Source organism: Acinetobacter sp. ANC 4973 (genome assembly GCF_002135275.1).
Classification (GTDB): Bacteria; Pseudomonadota; Gammaproteobacteria; order Pseudomonadales; family Moraxellaceae; genus Acinetobacter; species Acinetobacter kyonggiensis.
The window spans coordinates 17514-35889 of record NZ_NEGM01000004.1; the positions used below are offsets into that span (position 1 = coordinate 17514).

The following is an 18376-nucleotide window of genomic DNA, read 5'->3' on the forward strand; positions in this document are numbered from 1 at the left end:
AAAACTGCAAGTAGTAGTTTAATTTCATGTGCAACTAGAACTAGATTTTTACAGGATAGCTATGATTTTTCTATAGAACATAATCCTACGTATAGTACTGACAAAGAAGCCTTTGATCATATTCCTAATATAGTTGAAGTAAAGAGTGGGTATTTCAAACATTCAATTAGAGCGTGCTGTAATAAAATAATTCATGCAACTTCTTATGATTTAGAGGCTGAACTAGATTCCTACGATACAGAGTATTGGACAGGTTCGTGTATTCTAAGTGGAAAATATAACAATAAAGACTGGTCTATTAAATTGAATGCTATTTCTTTGAGTGTAGCTCTAAGGAATTATATTTCGATTATAAAATACTTATAGTCCAATCATTAATTACATTTTTCTAAAATCAACACAATAAATCCTGTACAAAATTTAATAAAATTATCATATAAAATCAGTATGATAACGCATTTTAAAAATACCAAACCCCACCCGATTGGGCTTTTTTACATAAAACATAGCGTTCTACAGTTATTGATCAAAGTTTCACAATTTTATTAGAAGAAATTATCAAGCATATCCATGCGTTTACGCTTAATGTAAAAAATAAAGCATAAATATCTTTTCTCTCTATTCCTCCACCCTGTATAAGCTTGTCTATTTACAACTCAGATCAACTTCGATGCTGTGATTCAGCTAGAATTAACAGGATATGAAATATTCCAGCATGCCTGATAATATACATGCTGTTATGCTTGGTTGTAACGATTGATTATCTGTGTGGCGTATTTTAAACACGCCCTCACAAGATCAAGAACAGATAAATAGTTGATGGAAAAATCTATGCTATGTCCTAAATGCGGCTCTGCTGAAGTTGAAAAACGAGACCACGAACAAAAGTTAAGAACCATTAGTGGCATTCTAATGACTTCTGCTGGTGCGACAGCAGGAACGGTTGGTGGTGCGGCAACGGGCGCATCAACTGGAGCGGCCATCGGAGCTGTCGCGGGTCCATTGGGTGTGATTTTTGGTGGAACGGTTGGGACTTTTGTTGGCGCAATTGCAGTCGGTATTACTGGTGGTGTTTTAGGTAATATCTTTGGCAAAAAAGCGGGTGTTATTATCGATAAAAATGTGTTCTTAGATTACAAATGTTTAAAATGCAATCATCGCTTTAAAGAAAAAGTTTAAACCGTCATGGTTTAGCTTGATCTTCAAGAGTCCAAAGCAATTCATTTTTCAATGTGCCTTGGACTTTTTGAGACCGTTCAAAAAATTATAAATTTTACAAAGTTGGCTGATTAAACTCACTTTCTACACGATCAATGATGCACTTAGCTGTAACTTCTGCACCACATTCCCCAAACACTTCCCCTGTTCGACACAGAGGATTTTTTCATCTGGACTTAAACCTAAATCATGACGTGGCCCACTGACATGACTTGCGCCATATGGCGTACCACCCGATTTGGTATTGGATAAAGCAGGATTGGCATTTGGTAAGCCCATAATCATCATGCCATGATGAAACAACGGCGGCAGCATGGTCAGCAAGGTACTTTCCTGTCCACCATGCATAGAACCTGATGAGGTAAAAACACAAGCCGGTTTATGATGCAATGCACCGTTTAACCAAAGACTGGTGGTCTGATCCCAAAAGTACTTCATTTCACTGGCCATATTGCCAAAACGCGTCGGTGAACCCAAAGCCAAGCCTGAACACAGTGCTAAGTCATCTAAAGTACAATAAATATCGCCATCCGCAGGAATGCTTGCTTCTGCCTGTTGCACAACAGTTGATAAATTGGGCACCGTCCGAATTTTTACCGCCATACCTGTCGCTTCAATACCATTGGCAATTAAATGCGCCATATCTTTAGTTGAACCATATTTGCTGTAATATAAAACAAGGATGTAAGGCTGCATAATTTTTATAAACGAAGCTGAAAAAGAAAACTATACGGTATTTTTCCCATTTTTTGGTTAAGCTTAGTCATGAAAATTCATAAAGATGATTAAAAAATTGAGACTTTATATTTATGTTAGAAAAGTATTTAAAAAAACTCCACTTTTATGACAAGACATGGTTTCAGTTTGTTTTATTTGTCATACGCCGTTTTGAAGCAGATCGTTGCCGTGAACAAGCAGGATCTTTAACCTACACCACCCTCTTTGCTGTTGTGCCCATGCTGACGGTTTTTTTGGTCATCATTTCTTCGATTAAAGCGCTGGAGCCAGCCAGACAACAATTACAACAACTAATTTATAGCAATTTTCTACCTAAAACCACCATTGCCTTTGACAAGGCTTTTAATGCCTTTACCGATAAATCTAGCAACTTGACGGTCATTGGTATTTTATTTCTGTTTATCACCACGGTCATGATGCTGACCAATATCGAAACGGTCTTTAATCGTATTTGGCGTGTTCGAGAAACGCGTGGTGGCATTATTGGCTTTATGCGTTATTGGACCATTATTTCACTTGGCCCCATTTTACTCGGCAGCGCATTTGTAATTTCATCTGCTGTGGCATCACTCAATGTACTGAGCAATAATTTTGCTGGTTATGAGGTCGATGGTGCATTGATCTTTTGGTGTATTTCCTTCGCACTGACCATACTGGGTTTTTTTATTTTAAATTGGACTATTCCAAATCGTAGCGTTCCGATTAAAGCTGCATTCATTGCCGGTACTTTTAGTGCGGTGGTATTTGAATTATTAAAGCATTTATTTGGCTTTATTATGTCCAATTTCACCAGTTATGAAATTATTTATGGTGCTTTTGCCGCAGTGCCTATTTTCTTGTTATGGATTTTTTTGTCATGGAATATCGTGTTATTGGGCGTTGAAATTAGTTACGCGCTAACTGCTTTTCATTCGGATAAAGAACAAAAACGCCATCCAGTCATTATGCTCTTGGACTTGCTAGAACTGTTTTATAAAAAGCAACACGTTGGCGAAAGTGTGTCCGATGAAGAAGCACTGGACGTCTTAGGACGTGGAGAAATTGGACGCTGGCCTTCTTATGTCTTAATGCTAGAACAACAAAATTTGGTCAGACGTACCGACAATAATGAATTTGTTTTAGTGCGTAATTTAACCCAAGTCGATTTCTGGCATTTCTATACGCAGTTACCTTATCCACTGCCACGACGTCAAGATGTAGGTAATATCCACCCTGACGATGAGTGGATGCAAAAACTGGGACCTGCTCTCATTGAAGCCGATGATTACCTTTCTGCAAAATTGGCGATTCCCCTGTCTAAAATTTTGGAAGAAAAATAAAGTAGGCTCTTGTCATTGATTAATTAAACAGAAATACCTCATGTCAATCAGAATGACTATTTCTCTCACCTTTTTCACAGGGCAAAAGATCGTTATTCTGATGGCGTTTCTGAGGTACTTTTCCAACAAATGATTGCACCCAAAGTCACCAAAAGCGTTCCGATCCAAAAACTCATTTGTGGTCGTGCATCCAAAATCAGCATCGACATCAAAGAAGATAAAATTGGAATAAAGTAAGTCGCAAGAATAAGCAGTTTGATATTGCCAAACTGTAAACTTTGATTCCAATTACTATAAGCAATTCCCACCAAACCACCAGTAACGGCAATGACTAACCACATCTTAAATTGAGGAACAATAAAAGGCTCATTCAGCACAAAATGAATTCCCCACAAAGCCAGCGCAGTCACCATGAAAAATAGCGGGACGGCATTTTGCCCTTGGGCATATTTTTTAGTCAATACGCTATAACAGGGCCACAGCAATGCACCTAAAAATGCAAAAAAATAGGCAATTGGATTCTGCTGTAAAATATGCATCATTTGAGATAAATTTAAAATCTCTGGATTGACCACCAACAATAAACCTAAAACAGAAAGAATAAATCCCCAAATGACCGCGCCATGATAATGCAGCTGCTTTGCCAGTATTGAAAATACAATGGTTAATGGAGGCCACAAATAATTAATCATAGCAATAATAAGCACTTGATCGTGATTGTGTGACAAGGCAATCGAAAGCAAAAATAAAATTTCATAACTGACAAATAAAGCACCACAGCCCCAGACATAAGCTTTAGACATCTGTTGAAAACGAGGTAGTCCATTGAGTACTAAAATACACAGCGCACTAAAACTATAAATCAGCGCAATAGCCGAAATAGGCGTTAAAGATTCGCTAATCAGTTTGACCACAGCAACCAAGCTTGCCCAAATTAAAATAGAGGACAAACCGATTAATGTGGCTGAATTGCTAGACTTAAACATAGTGTAATTTTCTTTTAATCCAATCCTGCATACTCACCACCAATACTCCGACCATCACCAATATTGTCCCGAAAATAAAATTGGGCTCAATGCTTTCATTTAACAATAAAACCCCAAAAAGCAGACCAAAAATGGGCGTCAAAAAAGAAAAGACTCCTAAATGGCTGGCTAAGTAGTTACGTAACAACCAAAACCACAACATTAAACTCATAAAGGACATGATCAGGGTATGAAAAACCAAACTACCAATTGCAATATAAGTCCAATGAATTTCCGCTTGCCCCAATATAAAAGCCGCAGGAAATAAAAATACAAAACCACCCAGTAATTGGTAAAACAAGGTTTGGGTGGGATGGGCTTCATTTAATTTGCTTAGACGTAATGAAATTGTCGTTAATGCCCACATGATACCCGCCAACAATGCCAACAAATCCCCCAATAGGACTTGACTAAACCCTTGCTCAAGCAAATTTTCTCGGCCAATAAATGTCGTCACAATTCCCATAAAAGCAATCAAAATCCCAGACCATTGAACCTTAGATAAACGCTCAGATGGCAATTTCCAATGCAAACCTAAAGCCACAAAAATAGGGGCTGTATAAAGTAAAACCACGGTATGTGAAGCCGAAGTTAACGTCAGGGCTTGTGCAACCAATAAAAACTCAGCAGAAAATAAAAAAGCCAACCAAATCCCCGGCCATAAATACGCTTTCGAATAAAGATGAGAGCCTTGTTGCAATTGAATCAGTGGAAAAACCAGCAAAGCAGAAAGCCCCGAACGAATGGCAATTTGCATGATAGGGGAAATATCAGCCGCAGCAATTTTGAGTACCACTTGCTGTAGCCCCCAAACAATACACAATACAATCATTAAACCAGATGCACGTGCATCGAGTCTTTTCCTCTCGCCCACAATACTGACTCATTTTAAAAGATCAGCACACTATAGACCTGTCATATTTTAAATATATAATTCAAAGTAGACAAAAGATCTTCTTATTCAGGCATTCGAATTCATGATGAAAAAAAGACGCCCAAATGAACAGTCCTTAGAAAAACTCATCACCAATAATCAAATTTCTGCCCCGTTATGGATTCAGTTTCGCCATGCACCAGCACAATCTATTTATCCTGCACATGGACACGCTTGGGGCGAGTTTATCTATGCCTTTCATGGGGTAATGGAAATTAATATTGATCAAATTGATTATATTCCCCCTCCGCCTTATGGCATCTGGTTACCGCCACATTTAGAACATAGTGGTTTAAATCGCACCGCAGTTTCACACGGCACACTCTACATTCATGAAAACCTATGTACAAAAATGCCGAAACAAGCAGGAATCTTACTGACCTCACCTTTAGTCTCGGCGCTATTACAACATCTTAAGCAACATCCACAAGATAAAGATGATCCTGAACATTTACGTCTATTACATGTTTTACTGGATCAGTTGCATCATGCCACCCTAGTGGGAAGCTATTTACCCCATTCCGACCACCCTGTTTTAAAACAAATTCTTGATTATTTACATCAACATCCGTCGGATAACAGCACCTTAGAACAACTTGCCCAAGACGTGAATATGACGGAACGAACTTTGGCACGTTACAGTCAAAAAGAATTGGGAATATCTTTAAATGAATGGCGACAACGCTTAAAAGTCACCAAAGCGATGTCGATGTTAGATCAGGGAAAAACTGTAGAAAGTATTGCTTTAGATTTAGGTTATGCCAATGCCTCAGCCTTTATTAATATGTTTAAGCGTTGGATGCAATGTACGCCCGATCAATTTCGGAAACTGTATAAGTAAAATTTGCTATCATGTATATACAGATTCATTTTATTGAGAAAATGATGAAAAAAAAAGAACAAGATCTTCCCACCATTATTATTGATGAGCATAACCCTGATCAAAATAAATATGAGCTGTTAAAAGAAAAACTGAGATATAAACAGGCTTTACGCGAAAATTCAAAAAAAATTGACCATAAACAAGTGCGCTTAAATATTCAAGCGGATGCACTTCCGAGTAAAACATTTTTTATTATGAATGCCTTAGCAGCAATTATTGCTGGATATGGTCTATTGGCCGATTCCACGGCTGTGGTTATCGGTGCAATGCTTGTTGCCATGATGTTAGGGCCTATTTCAGGAATCGCCTTGGCTTTTATTGATGCGCGCTGGATTTTATTACGAACCGCATTAAGTACCCTATCTTTAGGGGTCATGATGATTTATAGCATTGGGATCATCATGGGGTTGATTCATTTTGATCTTCCCATTACCCATGAAATTCTCGCACGCACGAAACCGACGACCATTGACCTCATGATTGCATTGGCGGGTGGTGCAGCGGGTGCTTTTGCGGCTGTTTCACCGCGCTTATCTGTTGCAGTGGTGGGTGTTGCAGTGGCAACAGCATTAGTCCCACCTTTAGTTGCGAGTGGTATTTTATTGGCACATGGTCAACTGCAAAACTCAGCCAATGCTTTTTTACTGGCCTTTACCAATATGATTGCGATTCAAGTGAGTTCATCTTTAGTTTTATGGATTACAGGTTTTAGACGTGGTTCAGATGAAGAAGTCAACAGTATTTGGGGGTTCATTAAACGAAATAGTATTAGTTTGATTATCCTGATGATTCTGGCCATTTATTTGACCTTCAACCTCATTCAATCGATCCATAAACAACTCTATGAGACTCAAATCAAGCAACAAATTAGTCAAAGTTTAAATGTAAATAACAATGTGATTGATATTGTTCAATTTGATCCGCGTGAAAATTTTACTGTCGTTCGTGCCAGTATTCGGGGTGATCTGCCTCCAACTTACGCTGAAATTGAAAAAATAAATACTCAACTTGCAGCAGATCGAAATGGTCATCCCTCTTATTTACAAATTCGATTTATTCCTATACAAATTATACAATCACGCGCACTACATAGCGTTCATCTCAATGATCAAGAAGCACAAGAACTCGCCATTGGTACAGGAAATAAATAAAAAAGAATGCTTGCTTGACCCTACTTAGTACTTAAAATCTAGATAAAAAATAGGCCCAATTCTACAATCGAGCCTATTTTTCATTTTTTGTTCGATTTAATTTAAAAACTATTTTACAAACGTTTTCCAAACAAAATCTTGGGTTTGTCCTTGTAAAGTCATACTCAACTGATCACCCGATTTCAATGCAGCCACACCTGCCGGTGTCCCTGTCATCACCACATCACCTGGCTCTAGGGTAAAGACCCGACTAATATCAGCAAGCAAAGTGGCGATATCAAAAATCAGCAATGCCGTATCGCCTATCTGACGCAGCTCATCATTGACATGCAAAGTATAATGTACATTCTTCCAGTCTTTAACTTCAGTAACATCCACCCAATCCGCCAATACACAGGAACCATCAAAAGCTTTGGCACGTTCCCAAGGCTGACCTTTCTTTTTCAAGTCATCTTGTAAATCACGTAAAGTTAAGTCCAACCCCAAAGTAACCGCACCCACCGCTGCTAAAGCTTTGGCTGGATCCGTTTCTGCCGTTAAGGTTTTATCAATCCGTAACGTCAATTCACACTCATGATGGCAATTGCCCCATGCAGGATTCCAACTAATCCCTTTCTCTAAACTTAATAGGCTACTCGGTGGCTTCATAAACAGCACTGGATAATCAGGAATAGCATTGCCTAGTTCTTCGGCATGGTCTGCATAGCTACGACCGACACAGACAATTTTAGATGGACGTGTACTCATAAGCTTCCCTTTTTATTTATCTATGACATTGTTTTAAACTTTACTTTTTAAAGGTATTTTCAAATACGCTCTGATCCGCAGACTGCTCAAAAGCACGCTTAGGCACAATCACCACCGTACGATTTTTCAGTTCAATCATATAGGTCAACTTGCCTATGGCAAAGTTTTGCACTTCATTGTAGTTGAAAACCTGCTTGCGGCCATTGGCATAAATTTCCGCATGATCCTGAAATAATTCGATGCCCTGTTCACTTTTACCAAACTGATATTTCACAAATTGACGTTTAAACATCATGGGTAAAAACCAGTAACGCATCACCAGTTGCATCACCAGAAAGAAGATCCCAAGCGCAACATAGTAACGTCCAACCCCAGTAAAACCGAGCATAAAGCCCCAAACAATGACCCCAATACTTACCAATGGGGTAATAAAACGTGTAATTTGCTTTTTACCAAAGGTGGCAAGGGCAAAACCATCTTGTGATTCTTCTAGGTTTAAAAAATAACGTACCGATACAGCAGGCTGGGTTTCAGACATAATTCATCATCAAATTGTTACAACAATTGCGCTAGATATTACACCAGATTTGTCACTTTCTTCATACTGGATGCAAAGTTTTCAAGGCAGCGTTGTAGACACACTTTGGAATGAATCATCAGATATTGGAGAACATAGCGAGATGATGATTCTAATTAAAAAGCATAACTCTTGAGATAGCTTAAATTGAATCTTGAGCCATAGAGCAGACACAAAAAAACCGCAACATGTGCGGTTTTTTAGTCTTGATCAAGTTGGTGCGCTCAGAGAGATTCGAACTCCCGACCCCTTAGTTCGTAGCCAAGTGCTCTATCCAGCTGAGCTATGAGCGCGACGTCTTGATGTGCTGCATTATACGCATTTTCATTGATCTGTTAAGTGCTTTTTAACAAATAGCGAACCAAGTGAACAGTTATTGGGCGAAATTCAATTTTTTCAGCTATTTTTTAAACAAAAACCTTATTCAGTATTTGTTAAACCCAACATCCGCTGATTAATGTCAGCTACTCAGTTTAAACTTTGTAGAAAGAAGTACTAAATTTCAGATACAAAAAAACCGCAACAGGTGCGGTTTCTTCCAATTTTACATCTCTCGATGTGTTCAAGTTGGTGCGCTCAGAGAGATTCGAACTCCCGACCCCTTAGTTCGTAGCCAAGTGCTCTATCCAGCTGAGCTATGAGCGCGTACTTGAGTTGCTTTTCAGCATTCGTTACATTTACGTTTAACTTGATTGGTGCGCTCAGAGAGATTCGAACTCCCGACCCCTTAGTTCGTAGCCAAGTGCTCTATCCAGCTGAGCTATGAGCGCATTTCAAGTTATTCGTGGCGGTGAGGGAGGGATTCGAACCCTCGGTGGGCTTTAAGACCCACGCTCCCTTAGCAGGGGAGTACCTTCAGCCACTCGGCCACCTCACCGTAACGAGCCGCCATAATACAAACTAAACTCTACTTCTTCAAGTCACATTTCAAAAAATTCTTGTTTTTTTAATCAATCATCTATTTTTTGAACAATTTAGCCCTTTTTACTGCCCTTTTACCCAGTTTTTTAGCTGTGGTACGTGTGAAATATTTAGTATCACGGTAAAATCTGACCTAAAAACACAATATTGCAATCATTTACGTGCAGTATCACGCGGCATGACTTATGCTAATCCTATCTTCTGACATGAAGCCAAAGACATTATGAAAAATTGGGTCGATCCTGAAGCTAAAGCTGAAGCTGAGCGTTATGACAATCCTATTCCAAGCCGTATTCTAATTTCAGAAACGATTGAAAAATTACAAGCACCACAGTCTCATTCAGATTTGGTGGAACACTTCAATATTGCAGACGAACGAAGCATCGAAGCACTCAGTCACCGTTTAAGTGCAATGGTACGCGATGGTCAGTTGATGAAAGATGGATTTAAATTCCAACTTGCAACCAATCAACCGACGCATGAAGGCACGGTCTATATCAACTCAAAAGGTTTAGGCTCAGTCAACATTGCCGATCATGATGATATTGTATTGCCTGAACGTGAACTGCGTTTGGTCTTTAATGGTGACCGCGTAAAAGTGCGTCAAACCTCTGTGGACCGCAAAGGTAAACCTTGGGGGTTTATTACTGAAGTCGTACAACATCGTGTCAAACAGATTATTGGTAAAGTCGCTGTATACGATGGCGAATACTTTATTCAGCCTGCAAATCCAAATGCTCACCAACCCATTACCTTAGAAAAAGAACTGATTGAACATGCTCAGGTTAAAGTCGGTGATTCTGTTCGAGTCGCGATTGATGACTACCCAACGCGTGAAGAATTGCCGACAGGGCATATCGTGCAATCTATGGCAGACAAAGCTGACACTGAAATTATTATTCCGCAAACCATTTTAGAATTTGGTTTGCCATATGAATTTCCAGAAGAAGTTATTCGTGATGCAGAACAGTTTAAAGAACCCAATGCGCAAGACCGTGAAGGTCGCATCGATTTACGTGATTTAGCACTGGTCACCATTGATGGTGAAGATGCACGTGACTTTGACGACGCTGTTTATGCAGAAAAACGTCCAGGCGGTGGTTATCGTGTCGTGGTTGCTATTGCTGACGTGAGTCATTATGTGCGTCCTGACAAACCGCTTGATAATGAAGCAAGAGAACGTGGAACCTCGGTCTATTTCCCACACTTTGTTTTACCCATGTTGCCTGAAGCGCTGTCTAACGGATTATGTTCACTCAATCCGCATGTCGATCGCCTCTGTATGGTGTGTGATCTAAATTTATCTCGTGCAGGTAAAGTGACTGGATTTAAATTCTATCCTTCTGTCATGCATTCCAAAGCACGTTTAACTTATACGCAAGTTGCACAATATTTTGATGGTGACAGTGCCGCGATTCCTGAAGATCGTGATGTGCGTAAATCCATTAATACCTTGTTCCAGCTTTATCAAGTGCTCAAAGGTTTACGTGCGCAGCGTCATGCGATGGAATTTGAAACTGTCGAAACCTATATGACCTTTGATGAGCTTGGCGGCATTAAAGAAATTTTGCCACGTTCACGCAATGAAGCGCATAAGCTGATTGAAGAATGTATGTTGTTGGCCAATGTTGCAGCAGCAGAATATGCCTTAGAAAATGACATTCCAATGTTATATCGTGTGCATGAGCCACCTGAATTTTCACGTATTCAAAAAGTTCGTGAGTATGTGAAGTTACTGGGTCTGCCCTTCCCTGAACAACCAACACAAAAAGATTATCAAGCTGTCATTGAAGCGACCAAAGAGCGAATTGATGCGCCAAGTATTCATGCCGTATTATTACGTTCGATGATGCAAGCCTACTACGGCGCAAACAACGCTGGGCATTTTGGTTTGGCCTATGATGCTTATACCCACTTCACTTCACCAATTCGTCGTTACCCAGACTTGTTATTGCACCGTGCCATCAAAGCGCATTTAAAACAAAAGCCATCTCCACTGTCAGGAGCTGCTTTAGATGATGCTGGCGAGCATTTCTCGCAGACTGAACGTCGTGCCGATGAAGCTTCTCGCTCTGTAACAACATGGTTAAAATGTCACTATATGCAGCAGCATTTAGGTGAAGAGTTCATTGGTATCATTAGTGCCGTGGCTGAATTTGGTTTGTTCGTGACACTTAAAGACCTCTATGTCGATGGCATGATTCACGTCAGCCAATTAGGCGATGACTTCTTTGTTTATGATCAAGCCAGTCAAAGCCTCGTTGGGCGTGGCCGTGGTCAAAGCTTTAGTTTAGGCGATGAAGTCAAAATTAAAGTCGCAGCAGTCAACCTCGATGATCGTAAAATTGACTTTGAATTGTTGCAACAAATGACCCATGCCGGTCGTGCGATTCGCAGCCGTGCTCCTCGTGTTGCGGCAAAACCAGCACGTGAATCTAAAGAAGAAGTTTTTACTCCACGTGCTAAAGCCGTAGTGAGTGAAGATGGCGAACAGCCGATTCGTAAGAAAAAGCCAAAAACTAAATCAGCATCTGTTGCGAAAAAGTCAGATAAAAAGCCTTCGGCAAAATCTGATGTAAAAGCCAAAGATAAGGACAAAGTGAAGAAAAAATCCAAGCCAAAAAAGAAAAAATCCAATGCTAAAATAAAGCAGGATTAATTCTGAAATAAAAAAGAGAGCTTCGGCTCTCTTTTATTTTATAATCGATAAAATCTAAAAAATATAATAATGTATGCCAACGATTCAAATCACGAAATATCACTATCATAATTATCTAATACTGATCATGCTTATTTTAATGATAAGTGGAACGACTACTCTATTATTCAGTAATTTTTCGCCAACGAAAATCATCGAAATTTGTACCTTATCAATCTCAGTATTACTTTATATAGTCATATTGGTCTATTTCATCTATTTAAATAAAAAACAACAATGGTTTATTCCGCATCATTGGAAAAATTTCCGTAAAAGACCAAAACTCTACTGCTTACTGATTCTTCCAGCAAATTTTATCCTTATCTTTTGGCTGAATCTTTCTCGCATTATCCCGATGACCTATACCGCCATGTTCGGTGAAAATCAGATCGTCGTTCAGCAGGCTCAAGTGACAAAAAGTTCTTTTAAAGGTGATACCCGTTATTTTTTCCGGACATCATATAGATACTTACCCATTTTCAACATCGACCAAAAAGAAGTTCAACAATATCAAAATCAGCAGATCATGTTACATCTCACAGTTATACAAAGCTCAATGGGGACGATTGTTAAATCAATCGATCATGTTCAATTAAACTCAAAAACCACAAACAAAACATAATAAATCCGAATCTTAACTTGATTTCCCTGCTCACAAGCCCTACATCTACTACTAAGTTTATCAATGAAATGGCGTATAGAAATGACTTTAGAAAAGGCGACTTTGCCGGTTCCACAATTTGATCAAATTCAACTTGCCGATTTAAAACAACAGATTGAACAAGCCATTCAGCAAGGACAAAACTTTTTAACAGATTTGACCAAAGTCCCTGAAAGCACTCAAGCACAACTTGTAGTACTCAAACAAGTGGATACGCTCGAAAATAATATGAGTGAAGCTTGGGGGGTACTTTCACACCTCAATGCAGTGATGAATAATGCTGAAACCCGCGAACTCTATCAATCACTGTTACCCAGTCTAAGCGAATACTATACAACGCTTGGTCAACACACGGCGTTGTATCAAAGCTACCAACAGGTGCATGATGCTGCACTGTTTAATAGCCTGCCTGCTGCACAGCAAAGTGCAATTAAATTGGCACTCCGTGATTTCAAACTGTCAGGGGTTGCTTTAGAGGGTGAAGCGAAAAAACGTTTTGCAGAAATTTCTGCACGTTTGTCACAGCTTTCTTCTGACTTTTCCAACCATGTACTTGATGCCACGCAAGCCTACTTCAAACCGCTGAATGAAGAACAACTCAAAGGTTTGCCACCAAGCAGCATCGACCTACTTAAACAATATGGTCAGCAACGTGAACTTGAACAAGCCATAGCCACTTTAGACATTCCCTCTTATCTTGCCATTATGACCTATGCAGCTGACCGTGCCTTGCGTGAAGAACTGTATAAAGCCTACACCACACGTGCATCAGATCAATCTGAACAGACTGAATTTGACAACACCGAAATCATGGAAGAAATCCTAAGCCTACGTCAGGAAATGGCACAGCTACTCGGTTTCAACAATTATGCCGAGCTATCACTGACCAGCAAAATGGCACCCGATGTCGCAACCGTCGAGCAATTTTTAGTTGAACTCGCAGAACATGCCCGTGCGCCTGCGGAAAGAGAAATTGCTGAACTTAAAGCCATTGCACAACAAGATGCGATTCTGGATTTACAACCGTGGGATACAGGTTATTATTCCGAAAAGCTTAAGGTTCAACAATTTAATTTATCCCAAGAATCATTAAAACCCTACTTCCCTGCACCAAAAATTCTGCAAGGTTTATTCAGTATTGTAAATCGTTTATACGGGATCACTATCGTGCAGCGTGAAGCCCCAGTTTGGCATCCCGATACAGATTACTTTGAACTAGAAGATCAAGGCACGGTGGTCGGTGGTTTTTATTTTGACCTGTATGCACGTAGTGGCAAACGTGGTGGCGCATGGATGAGTGGCTTCCGTTCACGTATGCAAACTGAACATGGCATACAAAAACCCATTTGCTATATGGTCTGCAACTTTACGCCTGCTGTAGGTGATCAACCTGCACTGCTCACTCACGATGAAGTAAACACCTTATTCCATGAATTTGGTCATGGCTTGCATCATATGTTGACCGAAGTAGATCACATTGCGGTGGCGGGTACTCACGGTGTCGACTGGGATGCCGTGGAGCTACCAAGTCAATTTATGGAATTTTGGACATGGGATCATGAAAGTCTAGATTTACTTAGTGAACATATCGAAACCAAACAACACTTACCGCAAACTTTACTGAAAGCTTTGCTAGATGCACGTTTCTTCCAATCCGGTATGCAAACACTCCGTCAAATTGAATTTGCCTTATTTGATTTATCTATTCACAAGCACAATCCAGCTTTAAATGCCGCACAAGTCCAAGCCATATTAGATGATATTCGTCAAAAATATGCCGTTGCACCTACAGCAAGCTATAACCGTTTTCAGCATAGTTTTAGCCATATTTTTGCCGGTGGTTATGCCGCAGGTTATTACTCGTATAAATGGGCGGAGGTTTTAGCCAGTGATGCCTTTGATCGTTTTGAAAAAGAAGGCATTTTTAATACACAGACTGGAAAAGAGTTCCGTCAATTTATTCTAGCAGTTGGCGGAAAAGATACAGCACTTGATGCGTTTATCAATTTCCGTGGACGTGAGCCAAAAATAGATGCTTTATTACGCCATCAAGGTTGGACGAATGCCTCTAAAAACACTTAAACTAAGCGCCTTAAATTGATCAAAAGGTAAGTCAGATGACTATTAAACGTCGTTTCATCGCAGGTGCTAAATGTCCCAAATGTGAAGCGTTAGATCGAATAGTCATGCTTAGCTCTGGTGACGATGAATGGATTGAATGTATCGAGTGTGATTATAGTGAAAATCGACCTACCCATGTCGATGAACCACAAATGCCAGAAGTTGCAGATGAAATCGGTGTCATTCAATTCAAACCTCGTCAACCAAAATCATAAAGGTTCATAAATGGCGTTAGATCAAAGAAATAGCCCAACACTTTTATTGGGCATTATTGGGGGCTTAGTTGCAATCATTGTGCTTTTTCTGGCCTATCAATGGTTTTTTTCAACCTCGAACGAAGCAATTCCTGAACATGAGGCAATCAGCTTACAAACACCAGCAAAACCAGCTGCTTCTGCTGAAGTAAAACCGACTGAAGCAGAGCCCGTAATCGATGAAAAAACCATTCAATTGGTCGATGAAAAAATTCTAAAAGCACCTGTTCCAGAAAATGAATCCTTGCTCAAAGAAGAAGTGGCTAAACTTGACGATATTCAAACTCAATTGAATGATCAAGAAGTCATGCTAAAAACACAACATACCGATGCTGATGACTTAATTACACTCAAAGAAGAACAAATTAAATTACTTGAAGCTCAGCTGAAAAAATCAAATTCAAATTGAAGCATGGCTTGATCTTTTCTCCCCCCAGATTGATCAGCTGATCTAGATATACCGATCAGCTGATGTATGAATGAAGCATCAAAAATAGCATAGGACTTTGTTAACATCATAATATGTATGCTGTAATAAAGTTGATCCTTATGCATGTGTTTATAAACTTGCACCCGCAAAATAAATTAGCCTTACAAATTCTATAACCCTTCTTTTTTCTAATATTTAAGCTGTATGTTCTGAGCACAATATTCAATCACGACCATTTGATCGGATTTAGATGCTTTCTCATCGCCACTATGCGGTGGTGTCTTTTATTAATACAAGAATATTGAGTATAGCTATTCATACGCCATGAAATCAAAAAAGCACCCGAAGGTGCTTTTTCTTTTACTGTTAAAATTTAGTGATACCAGCCAAATAATTTAAAAATGTAAGGAACATAAGCAATAATCAACATTGCAGGGAACATTACAATTACTGGCAAAATCCAACGTTCAAAACGGTAGAAGAATGGCTGATCTCTCACCTCAGCATCTGCTTCGGCTACTTCTGCATCACCAACAGACTGTCTTGCCAAGAGATGATTCAGTGCAACTGGTGGCGTTACATAGCCCAACTCGAAACCAATTAAAGTAATCATCCAAAAATGTATAGGATCAATGCCATATTGGTAGGCTACAGGTGCGACAGTTGCCGAAATTAAAATTACGGCACCAAATGGATCCATAATCATGCCGACAAAAATCATCAAGGCAACAATGAGTGTAATCACGATAAAGATACTGCTAATGTCCGTTGGGAAGAACTCCATAATTTCAATGCGTTCAAGGAAGCCCCCCACACTCACAGACAATGCCATTAAAATGATTAATGCACCAATATGCCCGACTGTTTCACTGGTCGAGATATGCAAGGCTTTAAAGAAACCGACTTGACGTGGCTCATCCTGATCAGGTGTGGATGGCTTAGTGATTACGGACTCTTTAACCATGACAGATGTTGTGGTCATGGTTGGCGCTGCATCCATTGCAGATACTGCTGTCATTGCTGATGCTTGAGAGTATGCATACTGCTGCTCCACGGGTGTATTGTTCAGCGTTTCATCCCAATGTCCAACTGGAGCAATCGGCGCAGGCTCATGACGTAATTTATCAAATAACACCATAACCAACAAAATCACGGGCATCATCACCGGTGCAGTAAACTCATTCATATCTGTTGAAAGTAAATATTTATAAAACAACCAGATCAGTATAAAAATACTGATATAAGGCAAAACCGGTAAAATTGCTCGTAATGATTTCGGTGCAGCAAATGCAGGTGATGCAATTCTGAATTTTTGCTCAGCAAAGTACAAAGAAATAATCAAAAATAACGTCGATGTCAATAAGAATACATAGACGCCATAATGATAGAGTACATCGGTTGTAACCTCTTTATTTAATGAAGCAACCACTACAATTAATAAACATGGACGTAATACGACCCCCATTGAACCCGACATTGCTGTTGCTGCCAAGGCAAACTGACGACGCCCCCCGGCATTCCAAACTTCCTTATAAATAATTGCACCTGCTGCAATTACGAAAATACCTGATGCACCGGTATAAGCTGTCGGTAAAGCCGCAGCAATCAAAATCAACCACGTTAATGTTTCAGGTGCAAGATTCCACGGACGCAAAATATTCAAAAATAAATCGACAATTCGTGTTTGCTTAAGCAACATACCTGCCCAGACAAACAAGGCCAAATTTAGAAAAATACTAGAAAATTCAACCAACTGCCCCAAGTAAATCCCTTGCCCCATTGGATAGTCCATGAAGAAAGTAAATGCAATACCAGTAATGATGGCCATATAGGCATACAACGGAATACTTAGGAAAGCCAAACCAACACTGCCTCCTTCATCACTAGAAGGTCTTGGTGGTTTAATCAGTTGAAATAAACTAATACAGGTCAAAACAGTAAACAGAACAATCCACATCCAATAAATAGCATGCATTTCTCCTGTAACAGGTACACCTGAATCTTTGATCGAATTATATTGACTCCAACTTGATGCCATCAAGAAACCATTGGCAACAAACATAGCTATTGAATAAACACGAAAATCAATACGGGTTGCTGGACTGCGTAAACCAATATGGTGGGTTTTTAGCGTTGCACTGATTGCAGCAAAGACCACCATCAAGACCAATAAAATTGCCCGATTTTCACTTCCGAATTTAAAAATACCAAAGAATGAGGTTTCAATCGTGCGATACATTCTCAGACTTGGGTGAGCCTGCATATGCTTAATGGCTTTATCATAAAATAGATACTTTTCTTCACACTGCTGCTGTGCTGCCAACACGGAAGCACGAACATCTGCAGCCGATGTAGTACCAAAAATATCGGCAAACTCATCATTGGCATTGGCTTTCATTTGCTGTTGTACTTGCGCATCTATATTTGGATTGCGGTCACAATCTGGCGCTGTTGGTTCTGCTCGTAGAAATGAATATTGCATACTGGTTGCTGGGTCGCCATATAAACGCTCCCCCATACGTAACAACTGGCCATGAATCATCTCACCCGTACCAATAATCAACGTCAGCAGCAATAAAGCCAGAATAACAAAGGTTGAGATCCACTCAACCCAGATATAACGTAATAGACCCAATCCGGATCTATTGTTTTCATCATTTTGCATGTGTATTCCTATTTTTTATTTTGGTCATCACAAT

15 protein-coding genes and 4 tRNA genes are annotated in these 18376 nt (G+C 39.7%); 9 read left to right on the forward strand and 10 right to left on the reverse strand.

Annotated elements, in window-relative coordinates; genetic code table 11:
• The first annotated feature begins 819 nt into the window (after window positions 1-819).
• A complete protein-coding gene (locus B9T30_RS06025; protein WP_086164609.1) occupies window positions 820-1179 on the forward strand; it encodes a hypothetical protein in 360 nt (119 codons plus the stop codon).
• A 123-nt stretch (window positions 1180-1302) separates the two neighbouring features.
• Here the strand turns inward: B9T30_RS06025 and wrbA are convergent, their stop codons facing one another.
• Complete coding sequence (gene wrbA, locus B9T30_RS06030; RefSeq protein ID WP_171264128.1) at window positions 1303-1914, reverse strand: NAD(P)H:quinone oxidoreductase; 612 nt, start codon at window positions 1912-1914, stop codon at window positions 1303-1305.
• A 113-nt stretch (window positions 1915-2027) separates the two neighbouring features.
• On the opposite strand from wrbA, the gene B9T30_RS06035 reads away from it, so the two are divergent.
• Window positions 2028-3275 carry a YihY family inner membrane protein gene (locus tag B9T30_RS06035; protein ID WP_086184212.1) on the forward strand — a complete coding sequence of 416 codons (1248 nt, stop codon included), beginning with the start codon at window positions 2028-2030 and terminating at the stop codon, window positions 3273-3275.
• Between the two features lie 92 nt (window positions 3276-3367).
• Here the strand turns inward: B9T30_RS06035 and yddG are convergent, their stop codons facing one another.
• Window positions 3368-4261 carry an aromatic amino acid DMT transporter YddG gene (yddG, locus tag B9T30_RS06040; protein WP_086184213.1) on the reverse strand — a complete coding sequence of 298 codons (894 nt, stop codon included), beginning with the start codon at window positions 4259-4261 and terminating at the stop codon, window positions 3368-3370.
• Window positions 4254-5174, reverse strand: a complete 921-nt coding sequence (locus tag B9T30_RS06045; RefSeq protein ID WP_086184214.1) for a DMT family transporter — start codon at window positions 5172-5174, stop codon at window positions 4254-4256. Before B9T30_RS06045 ends, yddG begins: the two co-directional genes overlap by 8 nt.
• A 106-nt stretch (window positions 5175-5280) precedes the next feature.
• On the opposite strand from B9T30_RS06045, the gene B9T30_RS06050 reads away from it, so the two are divergent.
• Window positions 5281-6075 carry a helix-turn-helix domain-containing protein gene (locus B9T30_RS06050; protein ID WP_413772558.1) on the forward strand — a complete coding sequence of 265 codons (795 nt, stop codon included), beginning with the start codon at window positions 5281-5283 and terminating at the stop codon, window positions 6073-6075.
• 44 nt (window positions 6076-6119) lie between these two features.
• Complete coding sequence (locus B9T30_RS06055; protein ID WP_086184216.1) at window positions 6120-7268, forward strand: DUF389 domain-containing protein; 1149 nt, start codon at window positions 6120-6122, stop codon at window positions 7266-7268.
• A 108-nt stretch (window positions 7269-7376) separates the two neighbouring features.
• On the opposite strand, the gene B9T30_RS06060 is transcribed toward B9T30_RS06055, so the two are convergent.
• The 6 genes from B9T30_RS06060 to B9T30_RS06085 all read right to left on the reverse strand — a co-directional run bounded on the left by B9T30_RS06060 (window position 7377) and on the right by B9T30_RS06085 (window position 9469).
• Window positions 7377-8015: a fumarylacetoacetate hydrolase family protein gene (locus B9T30_RS06060; protein ID WP_086184217.1), complete on the reverse strand. Its 639-nt coding sequence runs from the start codon at window positions 8013-8015 to the stop codon at window positions 7377-7379.
• A 40-nt stretch (window positions 8016-8055) separates the two neighbouring features.
• Window positions 8056-8553: a YcxB family protein gene (locus tag B9T30_RS06065; protein WP_086184218.1), complete on the reverse strand. Its 498-nt coding sequence runs from the start codon at window positions 8551-8553 to the stop codon at window positions 8056-8058.
• A gap of 255 nt (window positions 8554-8808) precedes the next feature.
• Window positions 8809-8885: transfer RNA gene (locus tag B9T30_RS06070), tRNA-Arg, on the reverse strand.
• Window positions 8886-9160: 275 nt separating this feature from the next.
• Window positions 9161-9237: transfer RNA gene (locus tag B9T30_RS06075), tRNA-Arg, on the reverse strand.
• A 48-nt stretch (window positions 9238-9285) separates the two neighbouring features.
• A tRNA-Arg gene (locus B9T30_RS06080) sits at window positions 9286-9362 on the reverse strand.
• A gap of 15 nt (window positions 9363-9377) precedes the next feature.
• Window positions 9378-9469 (reverse strand) — tRNA-Ser (locus tag B9T30_RS06085).
• 264 nt (window positions 9470-9733) lie between these two features.
• Between B9T30_RS06085 and rnr the strand changes: the two genes are divergently transcribed.
• The 5 genes from rnr (at window position 9734) to B9T30_RS06110 (ending at window position 15656) form a co-directional block, all read left to right on the forward strand.
• Complete coding sequence (gene rnr, locus B9T30_RS06090; RefSeq protein ID WP_205666509.1) at window positions 9734-12172, forward strand: ribonuclease R; 2439 nt, start codon at window positions 9734-9736, stop codon at window positions 12170-12172.
• Between the two features lie 73 nt (window positions 12173-12245).
• Complete coding sequence (locus tag B9T30_RS16325) at window positions 12246-12833, forward strand: hypothetical protein (protein WP_143223196.1); 588 nt, start codon at window positions 12246-12248, stop codon at window positions 12831-12833.
• A 63-nt stretch (window positions 12834-12896) separates the two neighbouring features.
• Window positions 12897-14954, forward strand: coding sequence for a M3 family metallopeptidase (locus B9T30_RS06100; RefSeq protein WP_171264129.1), 2058 nt, complete (start codon window positions 12897-12899; stop codon window positions 14952-14954).
• A gap of 41 nt (window positions 14955-14995) precedes the next feature.
• Window positions 14996-15208: a YheV family putative zinc ribbon protein gene (locus B9T30_RS06105; RefSeq protein ID WP_171259197.1), complete on the forward strand. Its 213-nt coding sequence runs from the start codon at window positions 14996-14998 to the stop codon at window positions 15206-15208.
• Window positions 15209-15218: 10 nt separating this feature from the next.
• Window positions 15219-15656 (forward strand): hypothetical protein, encoded by a 438-nt coding sequence (locus B9T30_RS06110; protein WP_086184222.1) that lies wholly within the window; start codon window positions 15219-15221, stop codon window positions 15654-15656.
• 394 nt (window positions 15657-16050) lie between these two features.
• On the opposite strand, the gene B9T30_RS06115 is transcribed toward B9T30_RS06110, so the two are convergent.
• Window positions 16051-18342, reverse strand: a complete 2292-nt coding sequence (locus B9T30_RS06115; RefSeq protein WP_086184223.1) for a TRAP transporter large permease subunit — start codon at window positions 18340-18342, stop codon at window positions 16051-16053.
• Window positions 18343-18376: the final 34 nt, after the last annotated feature.

Bases quoted from the DNA above. Each gene is read 5' to 3' on its own strand.
- yddG (WP_086184213.1), bottom strand. From the start codon at position 4,261: ATGTTTAAGTCTAGCAATTCAGCCACATTAATCGGTTTGTCCTCTATT.
- B9T30_RS06065 (WP_086184218.1), bottom strand. From the start codon at position 8,553: ATGTCTGAAACCCAGCCTGCTGTATCGGTACGTTATTTTTTAAACCTA.
- B9T30_RS06115 (WP_086184223.1), bottom strand. From the start codon at position 18,342: ATGCAAAATGATGAAAACAATAGATCCGGATTGGGTCTATTACGTTAT.
- B9T30_RS16325 (WP_143223196.1), top strand. From the start codon at position 12,246: ATGCCAACGATTCAAATCACGAAATATCACTATCATAATTATCTAATA.
- B9T30_RS06100 (WP_171264129.1), top strand. From the start codon at position 12,897: ATGAAATGGCGTATAGAAATGACTTTAGAAAAGGCGACTTTGCCGGTT.
- B9T30_RS06110 (WP_086184222.1), top strand. From the start codon at position 15,219: ATGGCGTTAGATCAAAGAAATAGCCCAACACTTTTATTGGGCATTATT.
- B9T30_RS06060 (WP_086184217.1), bottom strand. From the start codon at position 8,015: ATGAGTACACGTCCATCTAAAATTGTCTGTGTCGGTCGTAGCTATGCA.
- wrbA (WP_171264128.1), bottom strand. From the start codon at position 1,914: ATGCAGCCTTACATCCTTGTTTTATATTACAGCAAATATGGTTCAACT.
- B9T30_RS06035 (WP_086184212.1), top strand. From the start codon at position 2,028: ATGTTAGAAAAGTATTTAAAAAAACTCCACTTTTATGACAAGACATGG.
- B9T30_RS06025 (WP_086164609.1), top strand. From the start codon at position 820: ATGGAAAAATCTATGCTATGTCCTAAATGCGGCTCTGCTGAAGTTGAA.
- B9T30_RS06050 (WP_413772558.1), top strand. From the start codon at position 5,281: ATGAAAAAAAGACGCCCAAATGAACAGTCCTTAGAAAAACTCATCACC.
- B9T30_RS06055 (WP_086184216.1), top strand. From the start codon at position 6,120: ATGAAAAAAAAAGAACAAGATCTTCCCACCATTATTATTGATGAGCAT.